This is a genomic window from Nocardia sp. NPDC046763, assembly GCF_040645495.1.
GTDB lineage: Bacteria > Actinomycetota > Actinomycetes > Mycobacteriales > Mycobacteriaceae > Nocardia.
In genome coordinates, this window is sequence record NZ_JBEYYI010000019.1 from 97,101 (window position 1) to 121,789 (window position 24,689).

Sequence of the window (24,689 nt, forward strand, 5' to 3'; positions counted from 1 at the left end):
AGTTTTGCCAACCCGTGGTGTTTTCGGCGTAACTCGTCGGCATCGAGAAGTGAATACCGGCGTGCTCCGCCATGCCCTCCGTCCTGCCGCCGTCCTGCCGCTGGCCCTGGCCCTCCCCTGCGCGGTCGCCGCGCGCGCGGCCACCGCCGGCATCGGTGGCGCCATCGGCGGGGCCGTCCAGCCGCTCCCGCACTCGATTCCTCCGGCGGAGTGGAACTTCGCACCCCCAATTCGAGGCACTGATCTGCGTCGACGCGAATAGGGCCGGGGCACGAGCAAGCCCCGCCGGGGGTTCCTGCGAATAACCGGTAGTCATGGCCGGTATCCGGACCGGTGCAACGAAATATGTTCGGAAGGCAGGTGTTTCGGCGTGCTCCGTCGGCATCGTGAAGTGAAGAGCACTGTGGCTCAGCGGGCGATGGTCGTGGGCGCCATTCCGCTGGCGCTGACCGTGGCCTGTTCGAATACGAGTGACCAGCCGGCCAAGTCGGCGCAGCGCAGCTCGACCCAGGCCGCCGCGCAGCCGAGCGGCAGCCGCGCCGCGGGCAATACCGGTATCCCGGAAGCGAATCCGCAGCCGGGTGCGGCGGGCCCGGACACCGCGGGCACGCTAGGCTCCGTTCAGCCCGCCCCGCGCCCCGGCTCCTCCCAGCCGGGCGTAGCCCTCCCGGCCCATGACCAGGATCGCCCCGGCCCGCGCCCGAGCCTCGTGCAGCCCGGCGTCACCGTGCCGAATCACCCACTGCCGCAACAGCAGTCGCAGCCGCAGGCCGACTACCCGATCCCCGCGAACTTCCGCCCCATCCCGAATCACGAAGCGGCCCCCGCGGTCGACTTCCAAACCCTGCACGCCCCGACCGTGGTGGACCCGGTCCTCCCGATCGCCCCGCCCCCGCGCACTGTCCGCATCGGCGACTTCACCACTCCCGCCCCGGACCAGCTGCCCGACAACATCCTCGACACCGTCAACGGCGTAGCCGCCGACACCGAAGCGAGCCTGGCCACCGGCCTCAACTCCATCGGCGTCAACCCGAGCCGCTCCGACAAGATCGCCGCGGGCACCCTCGGCGGCGCGGCGATCGGCGGGGGCATCGGCGCCGTCGGCGCGGGTGTACCGACGGCACTGGCCGGTGGGGCCGTCGGCGGCGCGATCGGCGTCGGCGTCGGAGCCGCGATCGGATTCGGGCTCGGTTCGGCCGGAGCCGTCGTGGCGCCGTGGACCGCGCCGATCGACGTTCCGGGCGGCACGGCCGGTGGTGCACTGATCGGCGCGGGTGTCGGCGCTGCCGCTGGAGCCGCGGCCGCGGGCATCCCCGCCGCACTCGTCGGGGGAGCTGTGGTCGGAGCGGGAGGCGCGGCGCTGGGCGGCTTCCTGGGAAGCGCACTGTGAGCGCCAGCGAAGAATTGAGGATCGAGATGCGAAAAGTACTGCGCACCAGCGCAATCACCGGTGCGGTCGCCGTGTGCGGCCTGCTCGGCGCCCAGGCGGCATCGGCTACCCCGCCGGTTGCCACACCAGAGCCGGGCGGCGTGATCCGCATGGACCCGGTTCCGGGCGAATGGTGGAATTGCGCGGGCTGGAGCCTGCAGCCGCCGTTCGTCGGATCGGATCCGGTGACGGGGCTTTCCGAAGGGCGGCCGCTCTACCTGCATTTCGCGCCGGGCGCGGATGTCTGGATGTTCTGCACGGGCGCAAGCTGGCCGTTCAGCTACTGGGGTCCGATCGTCGAAGCCGGCGAGTAGACGAAGCGCCTTCCAGCGATACGAGGCACCCGCACAGTCCTTCTGTGCGGCTGCCTTTCATATGGCAGAGGTCAGAAGAGAGTGGGTTCGCCGAAGCCTGGAGTGCGTTCGATTTCGAGGAGGCGCTGTTTGGTGGTGAGGCCGCCGGGGGCGGAGAAGCCGTGCAGGGCGTGGTCGGCGGCCAGTACCCGGTGACAGGGGATGATCAGGGGGATCGGGTTGCGGCCCAGGGATTGGCCGACGGCCTGGGCGCCACCGGGGGCGCCGATGCGGTTCGCGACCGCGCCGTAGTTGAGGGTGTGGCCCGGGTCGATGGCACGGGTCACCTCGTAGACGGCGCGGTCGAAGTCGTTGAAAGCGCTGGTGTCCAGGGGGATCCAGCGGAGGTCGTCCAGATCGCCGGTGAGGTGGGCGCGGATGCGGTCGATGGCCGCGACCAGGTCGGCGGTGGGCTCGGCCTCGTGGATGTCGGCCAGTCGGTGGCGGCGCAGGATGTGGGAGCGGGTGGCCGCGGGGTCGCGGTCGGGCAGGGCGAAGCGCAGGACGCCGGTGGCGCTCCAAGCGATGGCGCATACGCCGATCGCGGTATCGAAGAGCGCCGCCGACGCCAGGGGGCGGGCCGGGGCGGACATGAGGCCAGTGTGCACGGTGGCACCGACAAGATCTCGATTCCAGTCCAGTTGATTAGAACTGGACCGATTCTTCCCGGCACGGGATGGTGGACAGGGCGGCCACGGCCGGAGCGCTGCGACGGAATCGGCGCGCGGGGGTCGGCGGGCACGCATCCGGACGGAGCGACGCGATGGCGTCCAGGTCCGAATACTGCCGGGACGCTTCATATTCGGCGAGCGACCAGTCCGACATGGGGGCATGCGGGCGATACCGCTCCAGGAGCACGCCCCAGCGCTCGCCGGGCTCGGGCGCATACCGGTACACGAGACCGGCGAAAGCGGCGACGATCAGAATGGAGACCAGCAGAGCGACCATGAGCCCATGGTGGCCCCGACCCGGACTTGAAGAAAATATCCAGTACCCCGATACTGGCCTGTATGGTGACACGAGTGATCGGCGCGGCCAGCCTGACGCGCGACCTGGGCCGGTGGCGGAACAACGAACCGGGCGCCCCCGCCGACAATGGCAAGCGTTCGGCGCGGCCCGCCTACGTGGCACTGGCGGAGAGCATCCGCTTGCTCATTCACGACGGCCGCGCGCCGCTAGGCGTCGCGCTGCCGAGCGAGCGCGATCTGGCCACCTCCCTCGCGGTCAGCCGCACCACCGTCACCTCCGCGTATTCCCTGCTGCGCGAGCACGGTTACCTGATCAGCCGCCAGGGCTCCCGCAGCACCGTGGCGCTGCCGCCGACCGTGGTGCACGACGGCGCGAAGCCCGCCCGCAGCATCCTGGCCATGATGGCGCAGCCGGAACTGCCGACCATCGACATGACCTACGCCGCCATGGCCGCCCCGCCGCAGATGACCGAGGCGTACTCCTTTGCCCTGCAAGGGCTTCCGACCTATCTCGGCACGCACGGCATGGACCCGGTGGGTGTGCTCATGCTGCGCGAGGCGCTGGCCCGCCGCTACACCGAGCGCGGGCTGCCCACCGAGCCGGACCAGATCCTCATCACCCTGGGCGCGCAGCACGGTCTGCGGCTGCTGCTCAATGTGCTCACCACCCCGGCCGAACGCGTGCTCATCGAGCACCCCACCTACCCGAACGCGATCGAGGCGATTCGCGATGTGGGTGCGCGCCCGGTGCCGGTGCCCATGCGCCCGGACGGCTGGGATCTGGACGGAATCCGCAGTGCCGCACGGCAGACCGCGGCCAGCGTCGCCTACCTGATTCCCGACTTCAACAATCCGACCGGTCACCTGCTCGACGCCGAGGGCCGGGCGGAGCTGGCCGCCATCGCCCGCGAGACCCGCATGACGGTGATCGTCGACGAATCCATGGTGGACCTGAACCTCACCGACCTCGAATCCCCGCCGCCCGCAGCCGCTTTCGCCCGCAATTCGGAGATCGTCACCATCGGTTCGGCCTCCAAGTCCTTCTGGGGCGGCCTGCGCGTCGGCTGGGTCCGCGCCAACCAGGCCCTCATCACCAAACTCCTGGGCACCCGCTCCACCGTCGACCTCGGCACCCCCGTCATGGACCAGCTGGCCACCGTCCATCTGCTCCGCAATGCCGACGAAATCCTCACCACCCGCCGCGACCAACTCCGCTCCCGGCGCGCGGTCCTGCTCGAAGCCCTCGCCGAGGAACTACCCGACTGGCGCGTCACCGAGGGTGTCGGCGGCATGTCCGTGTGGGCCCAACTCCCCGCCCCGGTCTCCACCGCGCTGGCCGCCACCGCCCCCAACCACGGCGTATTGCTCGCCGCCGGACCACGTTTCGGCGTCCAGGGCGCCTTCGAACGCTTCATCCGACTCCCCTTCACCCACGAGGAATCCGACCTGCGAGTCGCCGTGAAGTCCATCGCGGCGGCCTCCGCCGCCCTCAACCCGCACGCCGCCGACCCGCTCGCCCCGCTGATCACCTACTGATTCCCTCAGCAGAGCAGGTCGAACGGAGCCGCCAAGAGCGCGGCCGGAAAAAACCACACGGTGCCCCGAAACGACCCGCGCCCGCCGCATCAGCGGCGGGCGCGGGTTTCCGATTCAGCGACAACTGATTTCGCGAGATGCGGGTAACTCACCGGGTACGACCAGAATCGGTTCGGCACCCATCCGCAGGCACGGATGCAGGACCGGCGACGGCGCTCGGCCGCCCGCTGAAGTCTCGGAGAGGCGGGTCAGCGCCCGCTGAAGTCGCGGGGAGGCGGGGAGCTCACCCCAGGATGTCGTGACGGACGATGGTCTGGTCACGACCCGGGCCGACGCCGATGCACGAAACCCGTGCTCCCGACAGTTCTTCCAGGCGCTTGACGTAGGCCTGGGCGTTGGCGGGGAGCTCCTCGAAGGTGCGGGCGCCGGAGATGTCCTCCCACCAGCCGGGCATTTCCTCGTAAATCGGCTTGGCGTGGTGGAATTCGGTCTGCGTGGTGGGCATCTGCTCGACCCGCTCGCCGTCGATCTCGTAGGCGACGCAGATCGGCACGGTGTCCAGGCTGGAGAGCACGTCCAGCTTGGTGAGGAAGTAGTCGGTGATGCCGTTGACGCGGGTGGCGTAGCGGGCGATCACGGCGTCGAACCAGCCGGTGCGGCGGGCGCGGCCGGTGGTGACGCCGACCTCGCCGCCGGTCTTGGCCAGGTAGGTGCCGGACTCGTCGAAGAGTTCGGTCGGGAACGGGCCGGAGCCTACACGGGTGGTGTACGCCTTCAGGATGCCGAGCACCGTGGTGATCTTGTTCGGGCCGACGCCCGCGCCCACCGCCGCGCCGCCCGCGGTCGGGTTGGAGGAGGTGACGTACGGGTAGGTGCCGTGGTCGACGTCCAGCAGGGTGCCCTGCGAACCCTCCAGCAGCACAATCTCATCGCGCTCCAGCGCCTGGTTGAGCAGCAGCCGGCTGTCGGCGATGCGGTGCTTGAAGCCCTCGGCCTTCTCGAGCACCTCGTCCACCACCTGCTGCGGGTCCAGCGCGCGGCGGTTGTAGATCTTCACCAGCACCTGGTTCTTGAATTCCAGTGCGGCCTCGACCTTCTGGGTGAGGATCTTCTCGTCCAGCACGTCGGCCACGCGGACGCCGACGCGGGCGACCTTGTCCTGGTAGCAGGGGCCGATGCCGCGGCCGGTGGTGCCGATCTTCTTGTTGCCCAGGAAGCGTTCGGTGACCTTATCGATGGCCACGTGGTACGGCATGATCAGGTGTGCGTCGGCCGAGAGCAGCAGGCGGGAGGTGTCCACACCGCGCTCTTCCAGACCGGCGAGTTCGGCCAGCAGCACACCCGGATCCACCACCACGCCATTGCCGATGACGTTGGTCACATCGGGGGTGAGGATGCCGGACGGGATCAGATGCAGCGCGAAGCTCTCACCATTGGGCAGCACCACGGTGTGACCCGCGTTGTTGCCGCCCTGGTATCGAACTACCCACTGGACCCGATCGCCGAGCAGATCGGTCGCCTTGCCCTTGCCCTCGTCGCCCCACTGGGCGCCGATCAGCACGATTGCCGGCATGTGAGTGTCTCCTACGGGTTCGACGCGCAGCCCCTCTGGCGCTGCAGCTACCCGCCGTCAGAAGGCGGTGGCCGTAGGCACACTTTACGGGAATCCCACATGAGTCCTCTGGGCGGCATACCCGCAGTTCGCGGCCCGGCTCGATTCTGGACTGCGCTCCGCCTCCCGCGCTCGGAGCGGAGGAGCGGAGGGAAGAATCGAGCTTCCGGCTCCATAGGCCCGCGCCTTGGCCGCGAACCCGCCCGGAGCGAAGCGGAGGGCAATCGAACACAGCATGCGCAGCGAGGACAGCGCGGCAAATGAGACAGGGCTATGGTGGCACGGGGAGAGGGACCGGCGGGGGTCCATCGGATACGCAGCGAGGCGGATAGGTGTTGGCAAGCCAGAGGAGGGTGTTCGGCAGTTGAGTACCCATGTTCTCCGCTGCGACGGCGCGCCCGTTCCCATCGCCCTGGCATCCCTGTCCCTCACCCAGACCTCCGCCATTCCCGATACCGGAGCGCTGGACGAGTTGCTCCCGGTCATGGCCGCCGACAGCCTGCCCCGGCTCATCGTGCTCGGTGAGGACGCCGGATTGGCCGCGGTCCTCACCCATCTGATGCGCACCGAGCGGCTCGGCGTCGAAATCGGTTATGTGCCCATCGATCGCACCTACGGCTCCCGCGCCTATGAGACCGGTACCGGCTCCGCCGCCGCCAAGCGCGCGCTGGAGGGCAAGGCCATCGCGACCCCGCTGATTCGCGACGACACCGGCAAGGTGCTGATCGGCCGCGCCACCCTCGTCGGCGAGGCGGGCGCGAAGCTCGAGGGCGAGGCCTACGTCGACGACACCCGGCTGTTCACGGGAAAGGTCGCGGCACTGCATGTTTCGCCGATGCTGGAGATGCCCGGCCTGCACGCCACCGTGCAGCGCGGCCTGCGCAAGAAGCGCTGGATCGAGGGGCGCGCCATGCAGCTGGGCACCAGCGGTGCCATTGTCACCCGCGACGGGATCACCACCGATCGGGTGGTGAAGCGCTCCACGTTCTATCGGCACCACGAGCCTTGGCTGCTGGTTCGCTGATTCAGCCCCAGAATGGGTGGCGGCGGCGTACAGAACAGCCGACCAGTTGGGAGTATCAGGTGAATTACCCGCGCGCGGTGGGCCGGGCATCCGGAGCGGTCCGGCCCAGTCCGGTGTTCCTGCTGGTCGTGGTGATCACAGTGGCGGGCGGAGCGCTCGCCTGGGACGCCGACTACGGTTCGCGCCAGGCCCAATTCGGCGTTTTCATCCTGGTGGTGGCGGGCTGGATCGTGTCCGTCTGCCTGCACGAGTTCGCGCACGCGTACGTGGCGTGGCGGGCCGGGGACCGCGAAGTCGAGATGCGCGGGTATCTGACACTCAATCCGCTCAAGTACAGCCATCCGCTGCTGTCGATCGCACTGCCGGTGGTATTCATCGCGCTCGGCGGGTTCGCGCTGCCCGGTGGTGCGGTGTACGTGCACTCGCACAACTTCAGCCCGCGGGTACAGCGGATGCTGAGCGGCGCCGGCCCCGCGGTGAACGCGCTGTGCGCGATCGTGCTGCTGGTGATCGTGCGGTCCTACGGCAGCACCCATTCGCACGCGGCATTCTGGTTCGGGCTCAGTTACCTTGCGTTCCTGCAGATTACGGCGACCGTGCTGAACCTCATCCCGATTCCCGGCACCGATGGCTACGGGATTCTGGAGCCGTCGCTGAGCTATCAGACGCGGCGGTCGCTGGATCAGATCAAGCCGTTCGGCATTCTGATCCTGTTCGCGCTGCTGTTCACGCCGGAGCTCAACCGGCTCTTCTTCGACGCGATCAACGCGCTGTTCGAATTGTCTGGGCTGCCGGGCGGCTGGTGGTCGGCGGGCAGCGCACTGACGCGCTTCTGGCTCTGACCCTGCCGCGTTTCCAACTCTGTCCCGGCCATGCCTGGCGGCTCTGTCCGGGCGGACCCGGGCGGGCCGCCCGGACGACCCGGTCGCCGGGCGGCCCATCGCAACGACAGCGGTCCGGAGGAACCGTTGCCACCCGTCGCTGCGAGTCCGAAACCGGACTACCCCTCGTAAATCCGGCCTGATACGAACGGTAGAGGGGCACAAGCGGTTCGACGCGAGTAGCGGACTACCCGAAGATCAAGAGCGGGGACCCGCAGACGAATCGGACATACCCGCAATTCCGGTCTCGGACCCACCCGCGATTCGGGGCGGGCGCACGCTCGGATCAGTCGATCGGCGTGACGTAAGGATGCGGGACGGTCGGCGGCAGCAGCGCCATGGCGGACAGTCTTCGTAGCCCGCACACCTGCATGAGATCCACGACGATGGAACGCAATTGAGCGAAGACCACGTGGGCGGACAGACCCGCCCCGGCCACCAGATCCTTGGTCGCGCCCTTGCCGACCGAGCGCAGCACGCGGGTCGCCTCGGCGGGATCGGGTTTCTCGTCCGGGTCGGCCAGCATCATGCGACGCACCACATCCACGGCCTGACCGAGCTTCTCGACCTCCGCGACGAGGCCCGGATTCAGCACCTCGTCGTCGCGCACCGAGGTGAGCGCGCGGCGGAGCAGCACGCGGGTATTGCGGACCGCGTTGTCGAGCGGGTCGGCGGCCTCCCGCAGGCGTTGCAGCCGGGAGCGAGAGTTCCAGTACAGCGGGGAGATTCGAATGATCTCCTTGCTGCCCTCGAGGGTGTTGCGCAGGGCGTCGATCGCGCCCTGGGTGCCGCGCGCGGTCTCGAGCGCTGTCTTGATCTTGCCGGCATCTTGCTCGAGCAGGCCGTCCGCGCACTCGGTGAGGGCATTGCCCATCACCTCGAGAATCCCGGCGGCCTGCTCCCGGGCGCGGCGCACCGGATGCAATGGGATCGCCGCCACCACCACGATGCCGACCAGGCCACCCACCAGCGCGTCGATCATGCGCAGGGACGCACCACCCTGGCCGGGCGGATAGAGCGTGGCCACCAGCACCGCGGAACTGGCCGCCTGCATGGTGATGACGGGGCCGCCGTCCAGGAAGACGGCGGCGCACATGGCGATCACCACCAGCAGCACGATCTGCCAGCCGCCGGTGCCCACCCGGGTGACGAACAGGTCGCCGATGCCGATGCCGACTGCCACGCCGACGATCAGCTCGACCGACCGGCGCAGCCGTGCACCGAACGACAGACCGATCGAGATCATCGCGGCCATGGGCGCGAAGAACGGGCGCTCGTGCCCGATCACATTGTGGGCGATGAACCAGGCCACGCCCGCGCCGATCGCGCACTGCACGATCGGCAGCAGCGAGGACCGGACCCGGCCCGCGGCCTTGCGCATGCGGGTGACGCTGCTCTCCCGGGCAGCGTCGATGGTTTCGCCTAGGCCGCCGCTCAATTCAGTCGAGGCCGAGCTCGGCGGCCGCGCGCGGGTCGCAGTCTTCGAGCAGGTCCAGGCAGCGCGCGTACTCGTCGGTCTCGCCGATGGCGCGGGCGGCCTTCGCCACCGCGCCGACGCTGCGCAGGAAGCCCTGATTGGGCTCGTGGCTCCAGGGCACCGGGCCGAAGCCCTTCCAGCCGTTGCGACGCAACAGGTCCAGGCCGCGGTGGTAGCCGGTGCGCGCGAAGGCGTAGGCGGCGACGATGTCGTAGTTGATCTCGCCCTCGGCGGCTTCACCCCGCTCCAGCGCGGCCTCGGCCAGGTAGGCCCAGGCGATGGAGGCGGTCGGATGCGCCGCGGCGACCTGCGCCGGGTCCTGTTTCTGGAGCAGCGCGTCCTCCGCGTCGATGTTTTCCGGGAGGAGGACCGGCTGCGGTCCGAGCAGATCGCCGAAGGAGGTCATGCCGATCATTCTGCACCGCCGTCCGGAATGCTCAGTAGGCTGACCGTCGAATCACAGTTCCGCAGAAGCGAGGGGTGTAGCGCGTGTCCGACCCGAAAGACGACCAGCAGCCGCAGGGTCCTGCCAACCCGGCATCCGGCGCCGAGGACACCGCCGCCCCCAAGACTCCGACCGACCAGTCCCCGTCCCGGCCCGGGGACCCCGCCCCGAGCAACCCCGCGAAGGGCCCCGGCGTACCGAGTGACGCCGCCGGAGACGACGCTCCCCCGACCGCGGCCACGGAAGTGATTCCCACCGCCGACTCCCGCACCGAGGAGATCCGCACCGGCGCAGCCAAACCCGCGCCGACCGCCTCGAACCCGGCCCCCGGCCAAGGCAAGCCGGCCAAGTCCGGCTCGGCCGGTTTCGCCACCATCCACTATGAAACCCCCAAGTCGACCGGACGCGTCCAGTCCCCCGCACCGCAGCGCACCCCGGGCGGCCGGCCCCCGGCCGCCGCTCGCCAGGGCTCGGGCGAATTCGTCCCCCAGAACACCCCGAGCGGCCAGCCCGCAGCCCCCGGCGCGGCCGGTAAGCAGAACCCGCCCGGCACCCCACCCGCTGCCGCCGGGCAGTCCACCCCCCGCGGACAGGCTCCCGCCGCGGGCGCTGCACCGCGACCGGGCACCCCGCCGGCCACCGAACCTGCCGTAGGACAGACAACCCGCCAGGACTCGAACGCGCCGACGCCATCGAACGCGGCCAGTGAGAAGCCCACTGGCGCTGGGCAATCCGTACCTGGCGCAAAGCCACAGGCCGTCGGCGATGTACAACGCCCGGACGCGTCCTCGGCCTCCGCGGCAAAGGAGAGGCAGACCGCCCCGGCCGACCCCAAGGGTTCGAGCGCACCCGCGCAAAAGAACGCCGGTGGACAGCCGACCGGCGCCGAGCAGTCCGGCCCGGGCCGGCAGGCGGCGACGGATGATGCTCCTACGCAGTTCATTCCGATTCAGCGGCCGGGCGGGGAGAAGCCTGCTGCGGGCGGGCGGGCCGCGAGCGAGGCCGCGGCGGATGCAACCACACAGTTGATTCGGATTCAGCGACCCGAGCAGGGTACGAAGGGCGGGGCCGCGAAGGCCGGTTCCGCGCCTGCGGCTGCCGGGAAGCCGGGTGGCGCCGCGAGCGATGCGACGCGGGGGAAGCCTGCGCCGCAGAATGTTCCCACCGAGGGGATGCCGCAGGCGGATTCACAGCCGGAGGATGGCAAGGCCGCCGCGGCCGGCGTCAAGGCGAAGGATGCCGGTAAGGCGAAGGACGGTGGCGCGGCGGCCGAGAAGGCCGGCGGGGCAGGCGATTCCACGGCGAAGCCGGACGGCGATTCCGGTGACGTCGCGGGCGGGGACGCGAAAACCGTTGTGATCAAGAAGGTTCCCAATCCGGCGGAGGACGCCACGACGGCGTTGCCGATCGTGTCCGGTGAGCAGGGGACCGAGAAGATCCGGGTGTCGGGGCCGCAGGGGCGGGCGGTCAGCAAGCCGCCGCAGACGCCACGGGTGAACGCCGGGCCGCGGAATGTGGGGCCGAAGGGCAATGCGCCGGTGCCGGATGCGCCGGTCGAGGAGACCCGGCCGTCGCCGCCGCGGCCGTCGATGGGGCCGCGCCGGCCCGCGACCGCGCCGTCGCCGGCGGATATGCAGCCGACCACGCCGGGCCAGCCGATCGGCGGGCCACGCATCGCCGCGCCGCAGCGGGTCGGGGCGGGTGCGCCGCCGCAGGGTCCGCGCGGCCCGCAGGGACCGGGCGCACCGGGCCCCAATGCACCACAGGGACCGAACGCACCGCAGGGTGTGCAGCAGGGTCCGGTGCCGGGTGGTCCGGGACCGCTTGGGCCGCAGGATGTTCAGGGGGATGGATCGCGAATTCCGGCGCAGCCGCAGCGGGTTCCGGCCGGGGCGGCCGACGGGGCCGCGGCGGCCTCCGGCGGTGTGTCGAAGAAGCTGTGGATCATCGTGGCGGCGGCCGTGATCGCGGTGATCGCCATTGCCGGTGTGGTGTTCGGGGTGGTGAAGCACAAGAACGACAACTCGCCGGAAGCCTTGGTGCAGAAGACGGTCACCACGTACACCGACGCGCTGAAGTCCGGGAATCTGGACGCTTTGCGGGCCGTGACCTGCGGTGCGCAACACGACTTCTACCAGAAGATCTCGGCCGACCAGTTCACGAGCGTGTACAAGACCTCGCAGGACCAGAAGAGCATTCCGCAGGTGAAGAGCATCGACGCCATTCGGATCAACGGCGACGCCGCGCTGGCGCAGGCGACCGTGTACACCGCGGCGGACCCGTCGAAGACGTCAGCACGCACCTTCGATCTGCGCAATGAGGGTGGTTCGTGGAAGGTGTGCGACCCGCAGAACGGGCACTGAGAGACTCCCGGAAAATTCGCTGACGCATTTGCGGCCCCGGTCGCGATGAACATCACAAAGACCTGGTCAACAGTCCGGTACGTGGGTAGAGTGTGCCGGATTGTCTGGGCCAGCCGTTTCGGCATTCCGGCACTTCAGCGGTTGTACACCGTCCAGGACATTGCCTGTTTCGTATAGAGCAGTGTCCGACAGAAGTGGTGCGGGCCCACCGGGTTTCGAATTGCAGGGAGCTGAAAACCATGCCGGAAACGGCAGAGGCTACTAGGGCCACCGCGGCCGAACTGGTCGGACGGCACTTCCGTGTCCGTGATCACTACGACGTCGGCCGCGAGAAGATCCGCGAGTTCGCGCGCGCCGTGCGCAATGAGCACCCCGGTCACCATCGCGAGGACGCCGCCGCGGCGCTCGGCTACGGGGGCCTGCTCACCTCGCCGACCTTCGCCTCGGTGATCGGCGCGGCCACCACCCGCTCGCTGATCGGGTCCGTGCTCACCGAGTACGACGTCTCGCAGATCCTGCAGACCGATCAGGTCTTCGAGTACTACCGCCCGATCCTGGCCGAGGACCGCCTCGGGGTGGACGTGGTCATCGAGAACATCCGCAGCTTCGGCGACAACGACTTCATCACCGTCAAGGTCACCCTCACCGACGCCGAGGCGCTGCCGGTGCTGGTCTCCACCACCACCATCGTGGCCCGCAAGGGCGTCGAGATCGATCCGGCCATGGTCGAGACGGTCTCGGGCGTGGTCATGCACGGCCACGTCGCCGAGCCCGGCGAATTCGACGCCGACCCGACCGGCCTGGTGCTGCTGGCCCCCGAGGAGGTCGCCGAGCCGGCCGCGCCCGCCGCGCCGCAGCCGGTCCACACCATCCCGACCGCCGCCACCCTGACCGCCGGCACCGAGTTGCCCGCCACCAAGGTGCCGGTCACCCGCGGCGACCTGGTCAACTACGCGGGAGTCTCCGGCGACCCGAACCCCATCCACTTCAGCGACACCGCCGCCACCCTGGTCGGACTGCCCACCGTGGTGGCGCACGGCATGCTCACCATGGGCCTGACCGCCGGCTACCTGGTGGACTGGCTGGGCGATCCGTCGGCGCTGGGCAAATTCAGCGTCCGCTTCTCCGGCTTCGTGCCGGTCGAGCCGACCGCCCCGACCATCGTCGAGTTCACCGGCAAGGTGAAGTCGGTGGACGCCGCCAGGGGCGCGGCCACCGTCGTGCTGGGCGCGACCTCCGAGGGCAAGAAGCTGTTCGGCCGCGCGATCGCCGAGATCCGGCTGTCCTGACCCGCCTCGCTGACCCGCCTCGCTGACCCGCCTCTCCGAGACTTCAGCGGGCGGCCGAGTGCCGTCGCCGGTCCCGCATCCGTGCCTGCGGAGGTGCCGAACCGATTCTGGCCGTACCCCCGGAGTTACCCCAACCGCAGCGAAATCAGTTGTCGCGGTTGGGGTAACGGACCGGGGTTTCGTTTCCGGTCTCAGTTCAACGTGGCATGCATCAAGTAGACGTTGTAGTCACTCCAGGTCGACATGGTGAAGTACATGTCCGAACCGGTCGACCAGGGGTGGATGAAGCCGCCGTACAGCTCGGGGTACTGCTGCGCGCTCACCGTGACCGCGCTGTCGGACCATGCACCCTGCGGCGTATCCGATTCCCGCACAACGAGTGCCGCCTTGGCGGTGTCCAGGTAACTCATCTGCCACACGTTGCGGCTCTCGTCGTAGCGCACCGACAGCTCACCGGCGGGCGCGTCGACAATCGGTGTGACCGTGACCGATCCGTTCGTCTCGGGCATCCAGGAGCCGCTGTCCCAGTACTGATAGGCGGTCGGGTTGAGCACCTGGTCCTTGGGCACCCGGGCCAGCCCCACCCCGCCGAGCCGCGAGTTGGGGATACCGAACATGTAGACCCAGTCCCCCTGCGGCACCATGGCCGTCACCTGGAAGTTGGAGACGCCGAAGATGTTCTCCCACTTGGCGTACGGGTCCTTGGTCCAGTGCTCGCCGTGGTCGTCGGAGTAGGCGATGCCGCCGTAGTTGGTGAACCAGGTCCCCGGCACGCTGTTCCAGGTGCGGATCGACATGTAGCTCAGGTACTGCCGGTTCCCGATGGCGAAGCCCGAGGTCGGAATGGTGGTGATCTCGACATTGTCCAGCTTGCGGCTGCTCAGCAGTTCGGTGGCGTGGCAGCGGTCGTCGGTGACCATGCGGTCGAACACGACACCGTTCTCCAGGTCCCGGTTCTTGCTGAAGGCCAGCAGGTTCGAGCGCCAGTCCTCACCCATGCCGCCCGGCGGATGGAAGTCGCGGCCGACGGTGTCACCGAAGGCGATGGCGATCTCGTCCGGCGCGCTCTGCCACATGATGCCCAGGTCGGTGCCCTGTACCTGCCAGCGCTTGTCGGTGCGGTTGACCGAGTCGGCGCCGGTCAGCTTGGACACCTCGCGCACGTCGGAGACCTGCGGCGTCGGCCGGGCGGGCGCCTGAGCGGCGGCCTCGACCGGCGGGTGCGCCGGATCGGGACGGGGCGGCAGCGCCGGCGGATTCGGGTTGGGCAACGCGAAATTGAACGGCTGCGGCCGCACGATCAGCTTGGGGAGGCCGAGCTGTTCGGTGAGTCCCGGTGGCGGAGCAGGGGTGTCGGTGAGGTCCGGGCACGGGTTCACGCACGGATCCGGCGGCAGCTGCATCGCCACGCGCTTGGTGTTCTCCGGCGGCGGCCCGGTGTCGACCGTGACCACCGGATAGGGCAGGGGTACCTCGACGGTCTTCGGGATCAGCGACTCGTGTCCCGGCTTGGCGTCGGTGCTGCAGGGCCCGATACCCGGAACGGCCGGTGCCGCACCCGGATCCGGATCCGCCACCGCGACCGGCCCGCCCATTCCGGCGAGTACACCCGCCCCGACGATCACCGCTCCCGCAGCTGCCACCAGCCGCTTGGTCATGCACTCAACCTTCCGACGAACGAGCCCTCCGGACATATCCGGGCAGAGACCCTACCCCCGGAACCCTGCGAACCGCCGGTACTCGACCGATCTCGACCTAATCGAGACCCGCGGGGCCTACCGGCGCCGCACTGCGAACCGAAACTGACAGTGCAGCAACGTAATACAACGACGGCTCAGCGCACGGCCTGGAAGGTGAGCACGGTGGTGCCGATCCGGATGGCGTCCCCGTCGGCCAGCACTGCGGCCGATTCGATGGACTCCTCGTTGATGTAGATGCCGTTGGCGGAGTGCAGGTCCTTGATGAGCAGCCCGGCCCGGCTCGGGGTGATCTGCGCGTGGTACCGACTGGCCTTGGGATCGTCGAGCACCAGATCGTTGTCCGTCATGCGACCGATCTTCATGCCGTTCGGACCGATCGGCACCACCCGGCCGTCGGACAGCCGCAACTGCCCGGCGCGCACCGCGCGCGGCATCTCGGTGACGGTCTCGGTCATGGCCTTGGCCATGCGCTCGACCTCGTGAATCTGCCCGGTGCTCAACGGTTCCTGACGGAGCACCTTCTGCTCCAGCGCGATGAGCGCGGGACCGGGATCGATGCCGAGCTCATCGGCCAGCACGGTGCGCACCCGACGGCAGGCGTCGAGCGCGTCGGCCTGTCGGCCCGACAGGTAGAGGGCGGTGATGAGCTGCGCCCACAGCGGCTCCCGGAGCGGATGCGCGCTGGTCATCGACACCAGCTCGCCGACCACGGAAGAGGCTCGGCCCAAAGTGATTTCGGAATCGATGCGGGCGGAGGCGACCAGCAGCCGCTCCTCGTCCATGGCGGTGGCGAAGCTCTCCGCGAAGCCGAGGCCGGACAGATCGTCCAGGGCGCGGCCGCTCCATTCCGCCAGCGCCTCACCGAAGAGCCGGGACGCGGCGGTGGGATCGCCGATCGAGGCGGCCTCCGAACCCTCGCGGCGCAGCGTCTCGAAGCGCCCGAGATCGCATTCGTCGTCCTCGATCTCCAGCCGGTAGCCGGAGGATTCGGTGCGCAGCAGCGCCACCGGGTCGACCCCGGCGGTGCGCAGGGTCTTGCGAATGTTCGAGACGAACACCTGCAGACTCGCCTGATACGAGTCCGGTGGAGCGTCGTTCCAGACAATGTCGGCCAGCGCCTGCGAGGACACCGCGCGCCGCCGGTTGACGGTCAGAGCCGCCAGCAGCGCACGCGGCTTGGGGCCGCCGACCGGCACGGACCGACCGGCGACCAACAGCTGCACGGGGCCCAGGACCCGCACATCGACAGTCATGCCACCTGCCTCGATAGAGACTGCGGCGCGCCCGCCGCTCGAAAATTGCCAGGGATTCCGCTCGCCTCAGCGGAATCCCGACCATTGAGCTTACTTGGCGCTGATCGAGCGTCCCGCCGAGTTCAGGTCGTTGCAGGCCTCGACGACGCGCGCCGCCATCGAGGTCTCGGCCTTCTTGAGGTAGCTGCGCGGGTCGTAGACCTTCTTGTTGCCAACCTCGCCGTCGATCTTCAGGACGCCGTCGTAGTTGCCGAACATGTGGCCGGCGACCGGGCGGGTGAAGGCGTACTGGGTGTCGGTGTCGACGTTCATCTTCACCACGCCGAAGCGCAGCGAGTCCTCGATCTCCGACTTCAGCGAGCCCGAACCGCCGTGGAAGACGAAGTCGAACGGCTGCGCGTCCGCGCCCAGGCCCAGCTTGGCGGCGGCCACCCGCTGGCCCTCGGCCAGCACCTCGGGCTTGAGCACCACGTTGCCCGGCTTGTACACGCCGTGCACATTGCCGAAGGTGGCGGCGAGCAGGTACTGGCCGTTCTCCCCGGAGCCGAGCGCGTCGATGGTCTTCTCGAAGTCCTCGGGCGAGGTGTAGAGCTTCTCGTTGATCTCGGCCTCGACGCCGTCCTCTTCACCGCCGACGACGCCGATCTCGACCTCGAGGATGATGTTCGCCGCGTGCGCCTGCTTCAGCAGTTCCTTGGCGATCTCCAGGTTCTCGTCGATCGGGATCGCGGAACCGTCCCACATGTGCGACTGGAACAGCGGGTTCAGGCCGTTCTTCACGCGCTCGGCCGAGATGGCCAGCAGCGGGCGCACGAAGGTGTCGAGCTTGTCCTTCGGGCAGTGGTCGGTGTGCAGCGCGATGGTCACGTCGTACTTCGCGGCGACCACGTTCGCGAACTCGGCCAGCGCGACCGCACCGGTCACCATGTCCTTCACGCCCAGGCCGGAGCCGAATTCCGCACCACCGGTGGAGAACTGGATGATGCCGTCACTGCCGGCGTCCGCGAAGCCCTTGATGGCCGCGTTGATGGTCTCCGACGAGGTGCAGTTGATGGCGGGAAACGCGAAGGAGTTCTGCTTGGCCCGAGCAATCATCTCGGCGTAGATCTCCGGAGTCGCGATGGGCACAGTGACCTCCGTGTTGTGTGTGGTGCGTACTACAAAATTCTGTCAGCTGACACGATAGGACAGCCCCTTTTCTCCGGGGCAATGGCCTCACTTACCCCACAAGTTTGTGAGGTTGCTTCGACGTTCGGTGTGATGTCCGGGCTACCGGTACTGTGGTGGCCGTGACCTTGCTGGCCGTATCCGATGCCGTGACGACCAATGCCGCGCTGCCCGCGATCTTGGATCCAATGCACCTCCTGACGGAGACTTGGCTGCAGCACGCGGTGCTCCCGGCGATCTTGGCCATCGTCTTCATCGAGACCGGTCTGCTGTTCCCGATCCTGCCCGGCGACTCGCTGCTGTTCACCGGCGGTCTGCTGGCGGCCTCGGCGCACCCGCCGGCCGGTATGAACATCTGGTGGCTGATCCCGGCCACCGCGTTCGTGGCCTGGCTCGGCGACCAGAGCGGCTACTGGATCGGCCGAAGCATCGGCCCGGCGCTGTTCAAGAAGGAAGACACGCGCTTCTTCAAACAGCACTACATCACCGAGACCCACGCCTTCTTCGAGAAGCACGGCCCCAAGACCATCGTGCTGGCCCGCTTCGTACCCATCGTGCGCACCTTCATGCCGGTGCTGGCCGGTGTCTCGAAGATGGACTACCGCAAGTTCGCCACCGTCGACATCATCGGCGCGGTGGCGTGGGGCGGCGGCGTGACCGTGCTCGGCTACTTCCTGGGCAATGTCGAATTCATCCGTAAGAACGTCGAGGCGATCTTCCTGCTGATCGTGTTCGTGTCCATCCTGCCGGGCATCGTCACGGTCGCGAAGAACCTGCTACACCGCGGCCAGGCCCCGGAACAGGCCGAGTACGCCACCTCGACGAACGAGCCGACCCACTGAGCCCTTCGGTGTCGACCACCCCGCTAACCCTCGCATCAGGCGGATTCGGCCCGCTCGAGACAGCCGGACCAGTGCTCGTCTGGACCGTTGTTCTCACCTTCGTCTTCCTGGAGTGCGCGCTCATCATCGGGCTGTTCCTGCCGGGTGACTCCATGCTCATCACCGCCGGTGTCGTGCTGGCCTCGCAGGTCGGCGAGGGGCAGGTCTGGGCGCTGTCGATCGGCACCATGATCGCGGCCATCGCCGGCAACCAGGTGGGGTACGTCTTCGGCCAGCGCGCCGGACACCATCTGGTGGCGCGCAAGAACGGGAAGTACATCAATACCCGCAATCTCGAGCGGGTTTCGGACATGCTGCACAAGCACGGGTTCCTGGCGGTGCTGGTGGCCCGCTGGATTCCCTGGGTGCGCACGCTGTGCCCGCTGGTCGCGGGCGCGGCCGGGATGGACCACCGCAAATACACCATCGCCTCGTCCGTCGGCGCAGTCATCTGGGCACCGGTGATCCTGCTGGCCAGCTACTACGCGGGCAGCTTCCTGGAGAACATGTCCTGGCTCATGCCCGCGGTCATCGGAACCCTGGTGGTCGGATTGGTGCTCGGCACGGTCCTGGGCGTGCGGCAGTACCGCGTCGAAATGGCACGTCCCGCCGAGGATTTCGACCTCGACGTGGCAGAGGCCGCGACGGTGCCGCTGCCGCGGCTGCCGCGCGCCTGAGCGACTACAGCCCGGCGGCCGTCACCGTGTGCGCGGCCTCCATCAGCTTCCAGCCCGAAAGCTGCACCGACAGATCGCGTTCCGGGCTGCGCGAGGCCGTCACCGAACCGCCCTCGAAGCCGCCCGCGCCCGCGATGCCCGGAAGTCGCGCGGGCTGCCGCCAATCCGCGCCGAACAGTGGCTCACCCTCCACATCCAGGCGGTGCTCCCAGGCCGCGTTCGCGGACGCGCACACGATCGCGGCGGCCTTGCGGCGCGCGGTGACCCGGGCTGGTTCGTCTCCGGGCAGCATGAGGGCGGTCAGCGCCAGGTAGCGGATGAGAATGCCGTTGAACAGGCCGCCATCCCCGCCGCCGTCACCGACCACCACGCCGTCCACGGTCAGATGTTCCTCGACCGCGTCCACCAGCCGGGCCGCGCGCTCGGCGTGCCGGGGTTCGCCGGTGTGCACCGCGAGTTCGGTTTCCAGGCCGAGCGTCACGCCCTGGCAGTAGCTGTAGACCGGCTTCTCGACCTCGCCGGAGGGTAGGTGGATGCCGTCGAAGATCAGGCCGGTCTCCTTGTCACGCAGGTTGGCGTCGAGGAAGTCGGCCAGTTCCTGCGCCAGGTGGTAGCGGCCCAGCCGCGCCATGGCGATGCCGGCCGGACCATTGGCCGGGGCGTTGTAGAAGTCGGAGCCCTTGCGCCAGGGGACCGCTCCGAACTCCGGATCGAACCCGTTGACCAGCGCCTTCTCCAGAGCAATCAGCGCGCCCCGCACCTCGGCGACGCCCTGGGTGCGTTCGGCCCGCTCCAAAGCGATTGTCAGCCAGGCCATGTCGTCGTAGTAGTTGTTGGTCCAGCCGGTGATATTGCGCAGGCGCGTGGCGTGGGCGATGGACCAGAGGCGGCGTTGCCGAGCGGGGGTCGGCGCGCGATTGGCGGCGTCGACCGCGCAGTCGATCAGGTGGGCCTGCCACCAGTAGTGCCAGAAGGCGAAAACCCGTTCGCCTTTGGTGGCGGGCCAGCCCACCACGCCGAGCTGGGTACCGGGACAGCCCCACAACTTGCGTAGGTGACGCGAGAGGATCGCGGACTCCGCCAGGTCGGCTCGCTCCGACCAGAGGGCAGCGGTCGGCTCGATATTGCGTCCGGTCCGCGAAGTCATAGGACTTATCGTGCCAGTCGGGCACTGCACTCGTGGCTGATTTGTTACCGAGAGTCGTCCAGCTCACCAGGCGGTGGTGAGGTCGGCGTGCTGGCGGATCCAGGCGTGCATGGCGATACCCGCGGCGACACCGGCATTGATGCTGCGGGTCGAGCCGAACTGTGCGATCGAAACGGTCAGCAACGCGCCCGCTTTCGCGGCCTCGGTCACGCCCGGGCCCTCCTGGCCGAAGAGCAGCAGGCATTCACGCGGCAGCGCCGCGGTTTCCAACGGCACCGCGCCGGGGACATTGTCCACCGCCACCACCGTCAGTCCCGCGTCGGCCGCGAAACGCAGCAGCTCATCGGTGTCGGCGTGATGGTGAATGTGCTGGTAGCGGTCCGTGACCATGGCGCCACGGCGATTCCACCGCCGGCGCCCGACAATGTGCACGGCCGCCGCCGCGAAGGCATTGGCCGTGCGCACCACCGTGCCGATATTGGCGTCGTGCCCAAAGTTCTCGATGGCCACATGGAACGGGTGCCGGCGGCTGTCGATGTCGGCGACGATGGCCTCGCGCCGCCAATACCGGTAGGCATCCACCACATTGCGCCGGTCGCCGTGTTCGAGCAGGTCCGGGTCCAGGCGCGGATCGTCCGGCGGCTCGGTGCCGAACTCCTCGCGCCACGGTCCGACGCCGTGCGGATGCTCACCCCATTCGGTCGGTCCGGGGGTCGGCGGTTCGTGGGCGGTCGGGGCGGAACTCACCCCGGCGATGGTAGTTGCCTATTGCGAGGAGCCGACCGCGCCCACGATGATGGCGACCACGATGAACAGGATGACCAGGATCATCAGCGCTGTGGAGACGATGCCGCAGATCCAGCCGGCCGTCACCATGCCGCTGCCGCCGATCATGCCGTTCGACTGATTGATCTCGCGGCGGGCCTTGCCGCCCATGATCCAGGCCACCGGCCCGAGCAGCTGGCAGAACACCAGGCTCATGATTCCGAGGACCAAGACGACCACGGCCTGCGGATGATCCGGGGCGGGCGCGCCGTAGTAGCCGGGCGGGTAGTAGCCGGGCGTCTGCGGCGGGTAGCCCGGGGGATAGCCGGGCTGCTGGTTGTAACCCGGCTGCTGCTGTTGATAGCCCTGGGACTGCGGATCCCAGCCCGGCGGGGGCGCGTCGTAGGTCATGGGCTGAATGCTAGGTGGTCGTGCTGGCTACACCGAATATTTTCTGGGCTGCTCCCTCGCCACCGCACCCGGCCGCCCGCGACGATGAAGCCATGAGCGATACGGCCGCCCTGCCCAGCACTGTGCTGCGGACCTTCCTGACGACGCCGTTCCGGGCGCGCACCTGGAAGGAATTCGCGTATCTGATCATCGTTTTCGGACTGGGCTGCGTCGCGGCGGTCTATCTGTTCGCGGGAATCGGTGGCGGCCTGTACCTTTCGCTGTTCGTGGTGGGTATTCCGGTGCTGGCGGCCATGATTCTGGGCGGCCGGGTGTGGGGCCGCATCCATCGGGTGCTGGTCGCGGTGCTGCTGGACGCGGCTCTGCCCGAGCCGCCGGCGTTCACGTTCACACCCGGGCCGATCGGCTGGCTGCGCAGCGCCTTCACCGACCGGACCTCGTATCGGGCCCTGCTGTTCCTGATCGTCGAGGGCCTGCTGGGTGTGGTGATCGGCTACGGCGTGCTGATGACCGTGGCCGTGATCGGTTTCGTTGCGCTGTCACCCATCCCGTGGGCGCTGCTGAATCCCACAAATGTGGACGAAAACGGCGTGGAGCACCATTCGATGATCCAGTTCGGCGACGCCTTCTCCGTCGACACCTGGCCGCGCGTACTGGGTTTCGCGGCGCTCGGGGTGCTCGGCTGCTTCCTGCTGCCGTGGCTGATCCGCGGTGTCTGCTTCCTGCACCGCGCGCTCGCGCTATGGCTGCTGACCCCGACTGCCCGCGATCTCGAGCTGGCCGGCCTGCGCGAGAGCCGCCGCGCCGCGGTCGACGACTCCGCCGCCACCCTGCGCCGGCTGGAACGCGACCTGCACGACGGCACCCAGGCGCGGCTGGTCAGCATCGCCATGATGCTGGGCCGCGCCGAGGAGCGGATCGCGGCGGGCGGCGACGCGGCCGAGCTGATCGCCCAGGCTCGCACCGGATCCAAGGAGGCGCTGACCGAACTGCGGGAACTGGTGCGCGGCATCCATCCGCCCGCCCTCGAACTCGGGCTGGAACCGGCGCTGGAGACCCTGGCCGCCCGCTGCGCGCTGCCGGTGGAGCTGCGGGTGCTGCTGCCGCTGCGGCCCAGCCCGGCCATCGAGGCCATCGCCTATTTCTCGGTCGCGGAACTGCTCACCAATGTGGTGAAACACGCTGCCGCGAACCGGATCTGGGTGGCGGTGCTGCCGGCGGGTACGGGCGCGCTGGCGGTGAGCGTGCGCGACAACGGTCAGGGCGGCGCGCTGCAACCGGTGGGCGGGCCCGGCGAAGGTGTTGTGGTGGGCGGGCTTTCGGGGCTGGCGCAGCGGGCGCGCGCGGTGGATGGCACGCTCACGGTGGACAGCCCCATCGGCGGCCCGACCGTGGTCACGCTGGTGCTGCCGCTGGCGGGGCCGCAATGATCGAGGCTGTGAAAAATCCGAACAGCGAGGACACTGCGAACCGGCCGCTGCGGGTGGTCATCGCCGAGGACAATGCGATCCTGCGCGACGGCCTCACCGCGCTGCTGACGGAACGCGGGTTCGAGGTGGTGGCCGCCGTGAGCGACGCGACCGGTCTGCATGCTGCGGTCGCCGACCAGCTGCCGGATGTCGCAGTGGTGGACGTCCGCATGCCCCCCAGCTTCACCGACGAGGGCCTGCTGGCCGCGCTCGCGCTGCGCCGCAGTCATCCCGGCACCGGGGTGCTGGTGTTCTCGCAGTGGATCGAAACCCGTTATGCCACCGAGTTACTGGCCGCCGGTGCGGGCGGCGTCGGCTACCTGCTCAAGGATCGGGTGGCCGACGTCGGCGATTTCACCGAGGCCCTGCGCCGCGTCGCCACCGGCGGCACCGCGCTGGATCCGGAGGTGGTCGGCCAGCTCATGGGCGCCGCCCGGCAACAGGATTCGCTGGCCCGGCTCACCCCGCGGGAGCGTGAAGTGCTGGAATCCATGGCCCAGGGACTGTCGAACGCGGCCATCGCCCGGGCGCTGTCGGTGACCGAACGGGGGGTGGAGAAACACATCGGCAACATCTTCACCAAGCTGGAATTGCCGCCCTCGGATCTGCATCATCGACGGGTACTCGCCGTTCTGCGGTTGAAGGGTTGAAACATCGCTGCACGGTTGCCGTGCATGGAAGACTGGGCCCATGACTCGGTCGAGTTCCGCGGAATTGCTGAAATCGGTTGAATACTGGCCGAATCATCTCCTGACCATCGCGGAGTGGTCGCTGCTGCCCGAGAACAACCGGTACTGCCGCGAACTGGTCGACGGCGTGCTGGTGGTGGCGCCGCAACCGCCGCGGCATCAGCTCGCGGTATGGCGCTTGGCCGCTCAGCTGGAGCGGGCGCTGCCCCGGCGGGTGGCCGCCATGGCGTGCATCGAATTGATCATCGACGACGGCACGCCGCCGACCGTGCGGGTGCCAGATGTGCTGATCGTGTGCGGTGCGGCCGGGGCCGAGCACGCCACCCGGGTGCGGCCGGGGGATGTGCTGGCGGCCATCGAGATCGTGTCGCCGGGTTCGCGCCGGGTGGATCGGGTCATGAAGTTCGCGGAGTACGCGGCGGCGGGGATCGGGCACTACTGGCTGCTGGAGACCGAGGAGTCGCTGCGGCTGCTGACCCATCGGCTGCAGGACGGCCAATACCTACCGACCGGTGAGTACTCAGGACAGGTGACCCTGGAACTCGACGGCGTCAGCCTGCCGCTCGATCTGGATGCTCTCACCGCGCTCCGCGCAGCCGGTGTGCCCGTTTGACGCGCCAGCCCTCTGACCTCGCCTGATCGGCCCACGGGGAACAAATTTCGGGACTATCCTGGAATTCTGAGAGGCCGTGGTTGGAGGGTGTCATGGACCACGCGCGCATAGCCCGTACGGTGCTCGGAGTGACGGCGGCATATCTCGTCGCACTCGGGTTGTGGCTGGGGTGGCTGGTCCCACTCACCCCGCCGGGAACCGTGCCGGTCCAGATCGTCACACTGGTCGGTCTCTTCGGAACGTTCCTGGGCCTCGGCATGCTGTTCGCCCAGCGCCCCACCCGCTCCGACCGCAGACTACGCCGGCACGGGCTCGAGGGCTGGGCGAACATCGAAGCGGTACACCCCCTGCAGCGCACCGACCACTGCACCGAGATCACCGAACTCGATCTCGAACTCGTGGTGCCGGGCTCGGAGACCTACTACGGCAGCATCGTCTTCGACGTCGAGCCGGTGGTGAAGCCGAGAATCGCTGTGGGCGGCACGATTTCGATCCGCGTCGACCCGCACAACCGGGACCGGATCATCCTCTGCCTCTGAT

At 68.8% G+C, this 24,689-nt stretch carries 24 protein-coding genes; 13 read left to right on the forward strand and 11 right to left on the reverse strand.

The window, feature by feature from the left end; all coding sequences use genetic code 11:
- Window positions 1–391: 391 nt before the first annotated feature.
- Window positions 392–1,390, forward strand: coding sequence for a hypothetical protein (locus tag ABZ909_RS27870; RefSeq protein WP_357004976.1), 999 nt, complete (start codon window positions 392–394; stop codon window positions 1,388–1,390).
- A complete protein-coding gene (locus ABZ909_RS27875) occupies window positions 1,387–1,743 on the forward strand; it encodes a hypothetical protein (RefSeq protein ID WP_357004979.1) in 357 nt (118 codons plus the stop codon). Before ABZ909_RS27870 ends, ABZ909_RS27875 begins: the two co-directional genes overlap by 4 nt.
- Window positions 1,744–1,814: 71 nt before the next feature.
- Here ABZ909_RS27875 and ABZ909_RS27880 read toward each other — a convergent pair whose 3' ends face one another.
- Together ABZ909_RS27880 and ABZ909_RS27885 are read right to left on the reverse strand one after the other, a co-directional pair.
- Complete coding sequence (locus ABZ909_RS27880) at window positions 1,815–2,375, reverse strand: methylated-DNA--[protein]-cysteine S-methyltransferase (protein ID WP_357004981.1); 561 nt, start codon at window positions 2,373–2,375, stop codon at window positions 1,815–1,817.
- A 52-nt stretch (window positions 2,376–2,427) separates the two neighbouring features.
- Complete coding sequence (locus ABZ909_RS27885) at window positions 2,428–2,730, reverse strand: hypothetical protein (RefSeq protein WP_357004984.1); 303 nt, start codon at window positions 2,728–2,730, stop codon at window positions 2,428–2,430.
- A gap of 62 nt (window positions 2,731–2,792) precedes the next feature.
- Here ABZ909_RS27885 and ABZ909_RS27890 point away from each other — a divergent pair, with 62 nt between their 5' ends.
- Window positions 2,793–4,286 (forward strand): PLP-dependent aminotransferase family protein, encoded by a 1,494-nt coding sequence (locus ABZ909_RS27890; RefSeq protein WP_357004987.1) that lies wholly within the window; start codon window positions 2,793–2,795, stop codon window positions 4,284–4,286.
- A 283-nt stretch (window positions 4,287–4,569) separates the two neighbouring features.
- Here ABZ909_RS27890 and ABZ909_RS27895 read toward each other — a convergent pair whose 3' ends face one another.
- On the reverse strand, window positions 4,570–5,859 hold the full coding sequence (locus ABZ909_RS27895; RefSeq protein WP_357004990.1) for an adenylosuccinate synthase: 1,290 nt from the start codon (window positions 5,857–5,859) through the stop codon (window positions 4,570–4,572).
- 403 nt (window positions 5,860–6,262) lie between these two features.
- On the opposite strand from ABZ909_RS27895, the gene ABZ909_RS27900 reads away from it, so the two are divergent.
- Complete coding sequence (locus ABZ909_RS27900; protein WP_357004993.1) at window positions 6,263–6,922, forward strand: hypothetical protein; 660 nt, start codon at window positions 6,263–6,265, stop codon at window positions 6,920–6,922.
- A 59-nt stretch (window positions 6,923–6,981) separates the two neighbouring features.
- Entirely contained in the window at window positions 6,982–7,764 is a 783-nt protein-coding gene (locus ABZ909_RS27905; RefSeq protein WP_357004995.1) for a site-2 protease family protein, read from the forward strand.
- Window positions 7,765–8,089: 325 nt separating this feature from the next.
- Here the strand turns inward: ABZ909_RS27905 and ABZ909_RS27910 are convergent, their stop codons facing one another.
- Together ABZ909_RS27910 and ABZ909_RS27915 are read right to left on the reverse strand one after the other, a co-directional pair.
- Complete coding sequence (locus ABZ909_RS27910) at window positions 8,090–9,184, reverse strand: FUSC family protein (protein ID WP_357004998.1); 1,095 nt, start codon at window positions 9,182–9,184, stop codon at window positions 8,090–8,092.
- A gap of 58 nt (window positions 9,185–9,242) precedes the next feature.
- Window positions 9,243–9,686, reverse strand: coding sequence for a DUF3151 domain-containing protein (locus tag ABZ909_RS27915; protein ID WP_357005001.1), 444 nt, complete (start codon window positions 9,684–9,686; stop codon window positions 9,243–9,245).
- A gap of 83 nt (window positions 9,687–9,769) precedes the next feature.
- Between ABZ909_RS27915 and ABZ909_RS27920 the strand changes: the two genes are divergently transcribed.
- Entirely contained in the window at window positions 9,770–12,088 is a 2,319-nt protein-coding gene (locus ABZ909_RS27920) for a hypothetical protein (RefSeq protein WP_357005004.1), read from the forward strand.
- A gap of 239 nt (window positions 12,089–12,327) precedes the next feature.
- Window positions 12,328–13,377 (forward strand): fused (3R)-hydroxyacyl-ACP dehydratase subunits HadA/HadB, encoded by a 1,050-nt coding sequence (locus ABZ909_RS27925; RefSeq protein WP_357005007.1) that lies wholly within the window; start codon window positions 12,328–12,330, stop codon window positions 13,375–13,377.
- 191 nt (window positions 13,378–13,568) lie between these two features.
- Here ABZ909_RS27925 and ABZ909_RS27930 read toward each other — a convergent pair whose 3' ends face one another.
- The 3 genes from ABZ909_RS27930 to fbaA all read right to left on the reverse strand — a co-directional run bounded on the left by ABZ909_RS27930 (window position 13,569) and on the right by fbaA (window position 17,458).
- A complete protein-coding gene (locus tag ABZ909_RS27930) occupies window positions 13,569–15,035 on the reverse strand; it encodes a DUF4185 domain-containing protein (protein WP_357005010.1) in 1,467 nt (488 codons plus the stop codon).
- Window positions 15,036–15,211: 176 nt separating this feature from the next.
- Entirely contained in the window at window positions 15,212–16,330 is a 1,119-nt protein-coding gene (locus tag ABZ909_RS27935) for a BTAD domain-containing putative transcriptional regulator (RefSeq protein WP_357005013.1), read from the reverse strand.
- Window positions 16,331–16,420: 90 nt separating this feature from the next.
- Window positions 16,421–17,458, reverse strand: coding sequence for a class II fructose-bisphosphate aldolase (gene fbaA / locus ABZ909_RS27940; protein ID WP_354843373.1), 1,038 nt, complete (start codon window positions 17,456–17,458; stop codon window positions 16,421–16,423).
- A 227-nt stretch (window positions 17,459–17,685) separates the two neighbouring features.
- On the opposite strand from fbaA, the gene ABZ909_RS27945 reads away from it, so the two are divergent.
- Complete coding sequence (locus ABZ909_RS27945; RefSeq protein WP_357005154.1) at window positions 17,686–18,339, forward strand: VTT domain-containing protein; 654 nt, start codon at window positions 17,686–17,688, stop codon at window positions 18,337–18,339.
- The gene (locus ABZ909_RS27950; protein WP_357005157.1) at window positions 18,336–19,055 is read left to right on the forward strand and encodes a DedA family protein; all 720 of its coding nucleotides are present in this window, start codon (window positions 18,336–18,338) and stop codon (window positions 19,053–19,055) included. Before ABZ909_RS27945 ends, ABZ909_RS27950 begins: the two co-directional genes overlap by 4 nt.
- A gap of 4 nt (window positions 19,056–19,059) precedes the next feature.
- Here the strand turns inward: ABZ909_RS27950 and ABZ909_RS27955 are convergent, their stop codons facing one another.
- The 3 genes from ABZ909_RS27955 to ABZ909_RS27965 all read right to left on the reverse strand — a co-directional run bounded on the left by ABZ909_RS27955 (window position 19,060) and on the right by ABZ909_RS27965 (window position 21,378).
- Window positions 19,060–20,202: a glycoside hydrolase family 76 protein gene (locus ABZ909_RS27955; RefSeq protein WP_357005016.1), complete on the reverse strand. Its 1,143-nt coding sequence runs from the start codon at window positions 20,200–20,202 to the stop codon at window positions 19,060–19,062.
- Window positions 20,203–20,265: 63 nt separating this feature from the next.
- Entirely contained in the window at window positions 20,266–20,949 is a 684-nt protein-coding gene (locus tag ABZ909_RS27960; protein WP_357005019.1) for a TrmH family RNA methyltransferase, read from the reverse strand.
- Between the two features lie 18 nt (window positions 20,950–20,967).
- The gene (locus ABZ909_RS27965) at window positions 20,968–21,378 is read right to left on the reverse strand and encodes a DUF4190 domain-containing protein (protein WP_357005022.1); all 411 of its coding nucleotides are present in this window, start codon (window positions 21,376–21,378) and stop codon (window positions 20,968–20,970) included.
- A gap of 92 nt (window positions 21,379–21,470) precedes the next feature.
- Between ABZ909_RS27965 and ABZ909_RS27970 the strand changes: the two genes are divergently transcribed.
- From ABZ909_RS27970 to ABZ909_RS27985, 4 genes are all read left to right on the forward strand, one after another.
- Window positions 21,471–22,808 (forward strand): sensor domain-containing protein, encoded by a 1,338-nt coding sequence (locus tag ABZ909_RS27970; RefSeq protein WP_357005025.1) that lies wholly within the window; start codon window positions 21,471–21,473, stop codon window positions 22,806–22,808.
- A 47-nt stretch (window positions 22,809–22,855) separates the two neighbouring features.
- The gene (locus ABZ909_RS27975) at window positions 22,856–23,497 is read left to right on the forward strand and encodes a response regulator transcription factor (RefSeq protein WP_357005158.1); all 642 of its coding nucleotides are present in this window, start codon (window positions 22,856–22,858) and stop codon (window positions 23,495–23,497) included.
- 40 nt (window positions 23,498–23,537) lie between these two features.
- Window positions 23,538–24,149 carry a Uma2 family endonuclease gene (locus tag ABZ909_RS27980; protein WP_357005028.1) on the forward strand — a complete coding sequence of 204 codons (612 nt, stop codon included), beginning with the start codon at window positions 23,538–23,540 and terminating at the stop codon, window positions 24,147–24,149.
- A gap of 92 nt (window positions 24,150–24,241) precedes the next feature.
- Window positions 24,242–24,688, forward strand: coding sequence for a hypothetical protein (locus ABZ909_RS27985; protein ID WP_357005031.1), 447 nt, complete (start codon window positions 24,242–24,244; stop codon window positions 24,686–24,688).
- Window position 24,689 lies beyond the last annotated feature (1 nt).

Bases quoted from the DNA above. Each gene is read 5' to 3' on its own strand.
- ABZ909_RS27945 (WP_357005154.1), top strand. From the start codon at position 17,686: ATGCACCTCCTGACGGAGACTTGGCTGCAGCACGCGGTGCTCCCGGCG.
- ABZ909_RS27895 (WP_357004990.1), bottom strand. From the start codon at position 5,859: ATGCCGGCAATCGTGCTGATCGGCGCCCAGTGGGGCGACGAGGGCAAG.
- ABZ909_RS27970 (WP_357005025.1), top strand. From the start codon at position 21,471: ATGAGCGATACGGCCGCCCTGCCCAGCACTGTGCTGCGGACCTTCCTG.
- ABZ909_RS27955 (WP_357005016.1), bottom strand. From the start codon at position 20,202: ATGACTTCGCGGACCGGACGCAATATCGAGCCGACCGCTGCCCTCTGG.
- ABZ909_RS27910 (WP_357004998.1), bottom strand. From the start codon at position 9,184: ATGCGCAAGGCCGCGGGCCGGGTCCGGTCCTCGCTGCTGCCGATCGTG.
- ABZ909_RS27935 (WP_357005013.1), bottom strand. From the start codon at position 16,330: ATGACTGTCGATGTGCGGGTCCTGGGCCCCGTGCAGCTGTTGGTCGCC.
- ABZ909_RS27980 (WP_357005028.1), top strand. From the start codon at position 23,538: ATGACTCGGTCGAGTTCCGCGGAATTGCTGAAATCGGTTGAATACTGG.
- ABZ909_RS27880 (WP_357004981.1), bottom strand. From the start codon at position 2,375: ATGTCCGCCCCGGCCCGCCCCCTGGCGTCGGCGGCGCTCTTCGATACC.
- ABZ909_RS27965 (WP_357005022.1), bottom strand. From the start codon at position 21,378: ATGACCTACGACGCGCCCCCGCCGGGCTGGGATCCGCAGTCCCAGGGC.
- ABZ909_RS27985 (WP_357005031.1), top strand. From the start codon at position 24,242: ATGGACCACGCGCGCATAGCCCGTACGGTGCTCGGAGTGACGGCGGCA.
- ABZ909_RS27890 (WP_357004987.1), top strand. From the start codon at position 2,793: ATGGTGACACGAGTGATCGGCGCGGCCAGCCTGACGCGCGACCTGGGC.
- ABZ909_RS27930 (WP_357005010.1), bottom strand. From the start codon at position 15,035: ATGACCAAGCGGCTGGTGGCAGCTGCGGGAGCGGTGATCGTCGGGGCG.
- ABZ909_RS27915 (WP_357005001.1), bottom strand. From the start codon at position 9,686: ATGACCTCCTTCGGCGATCTGCTCGGACCGCAGCCGGTCCTCCTCCCG.
- ABZ909_RS27885 (WP_357004984.1), bottom strand. From the start codon at position 2,730: ATGGTCGCTCTGCTGGTCTCCATTCTGATCGTCGCCGCTTTCGCCGGT.
- ABZ909_RS27925 (WP_357005007.1), top strand. From the start codon at position 12,328: ATGCCGGAAACGGCAGAGGCTACTAGGGCCACCGCGGCCGAACTGGTC.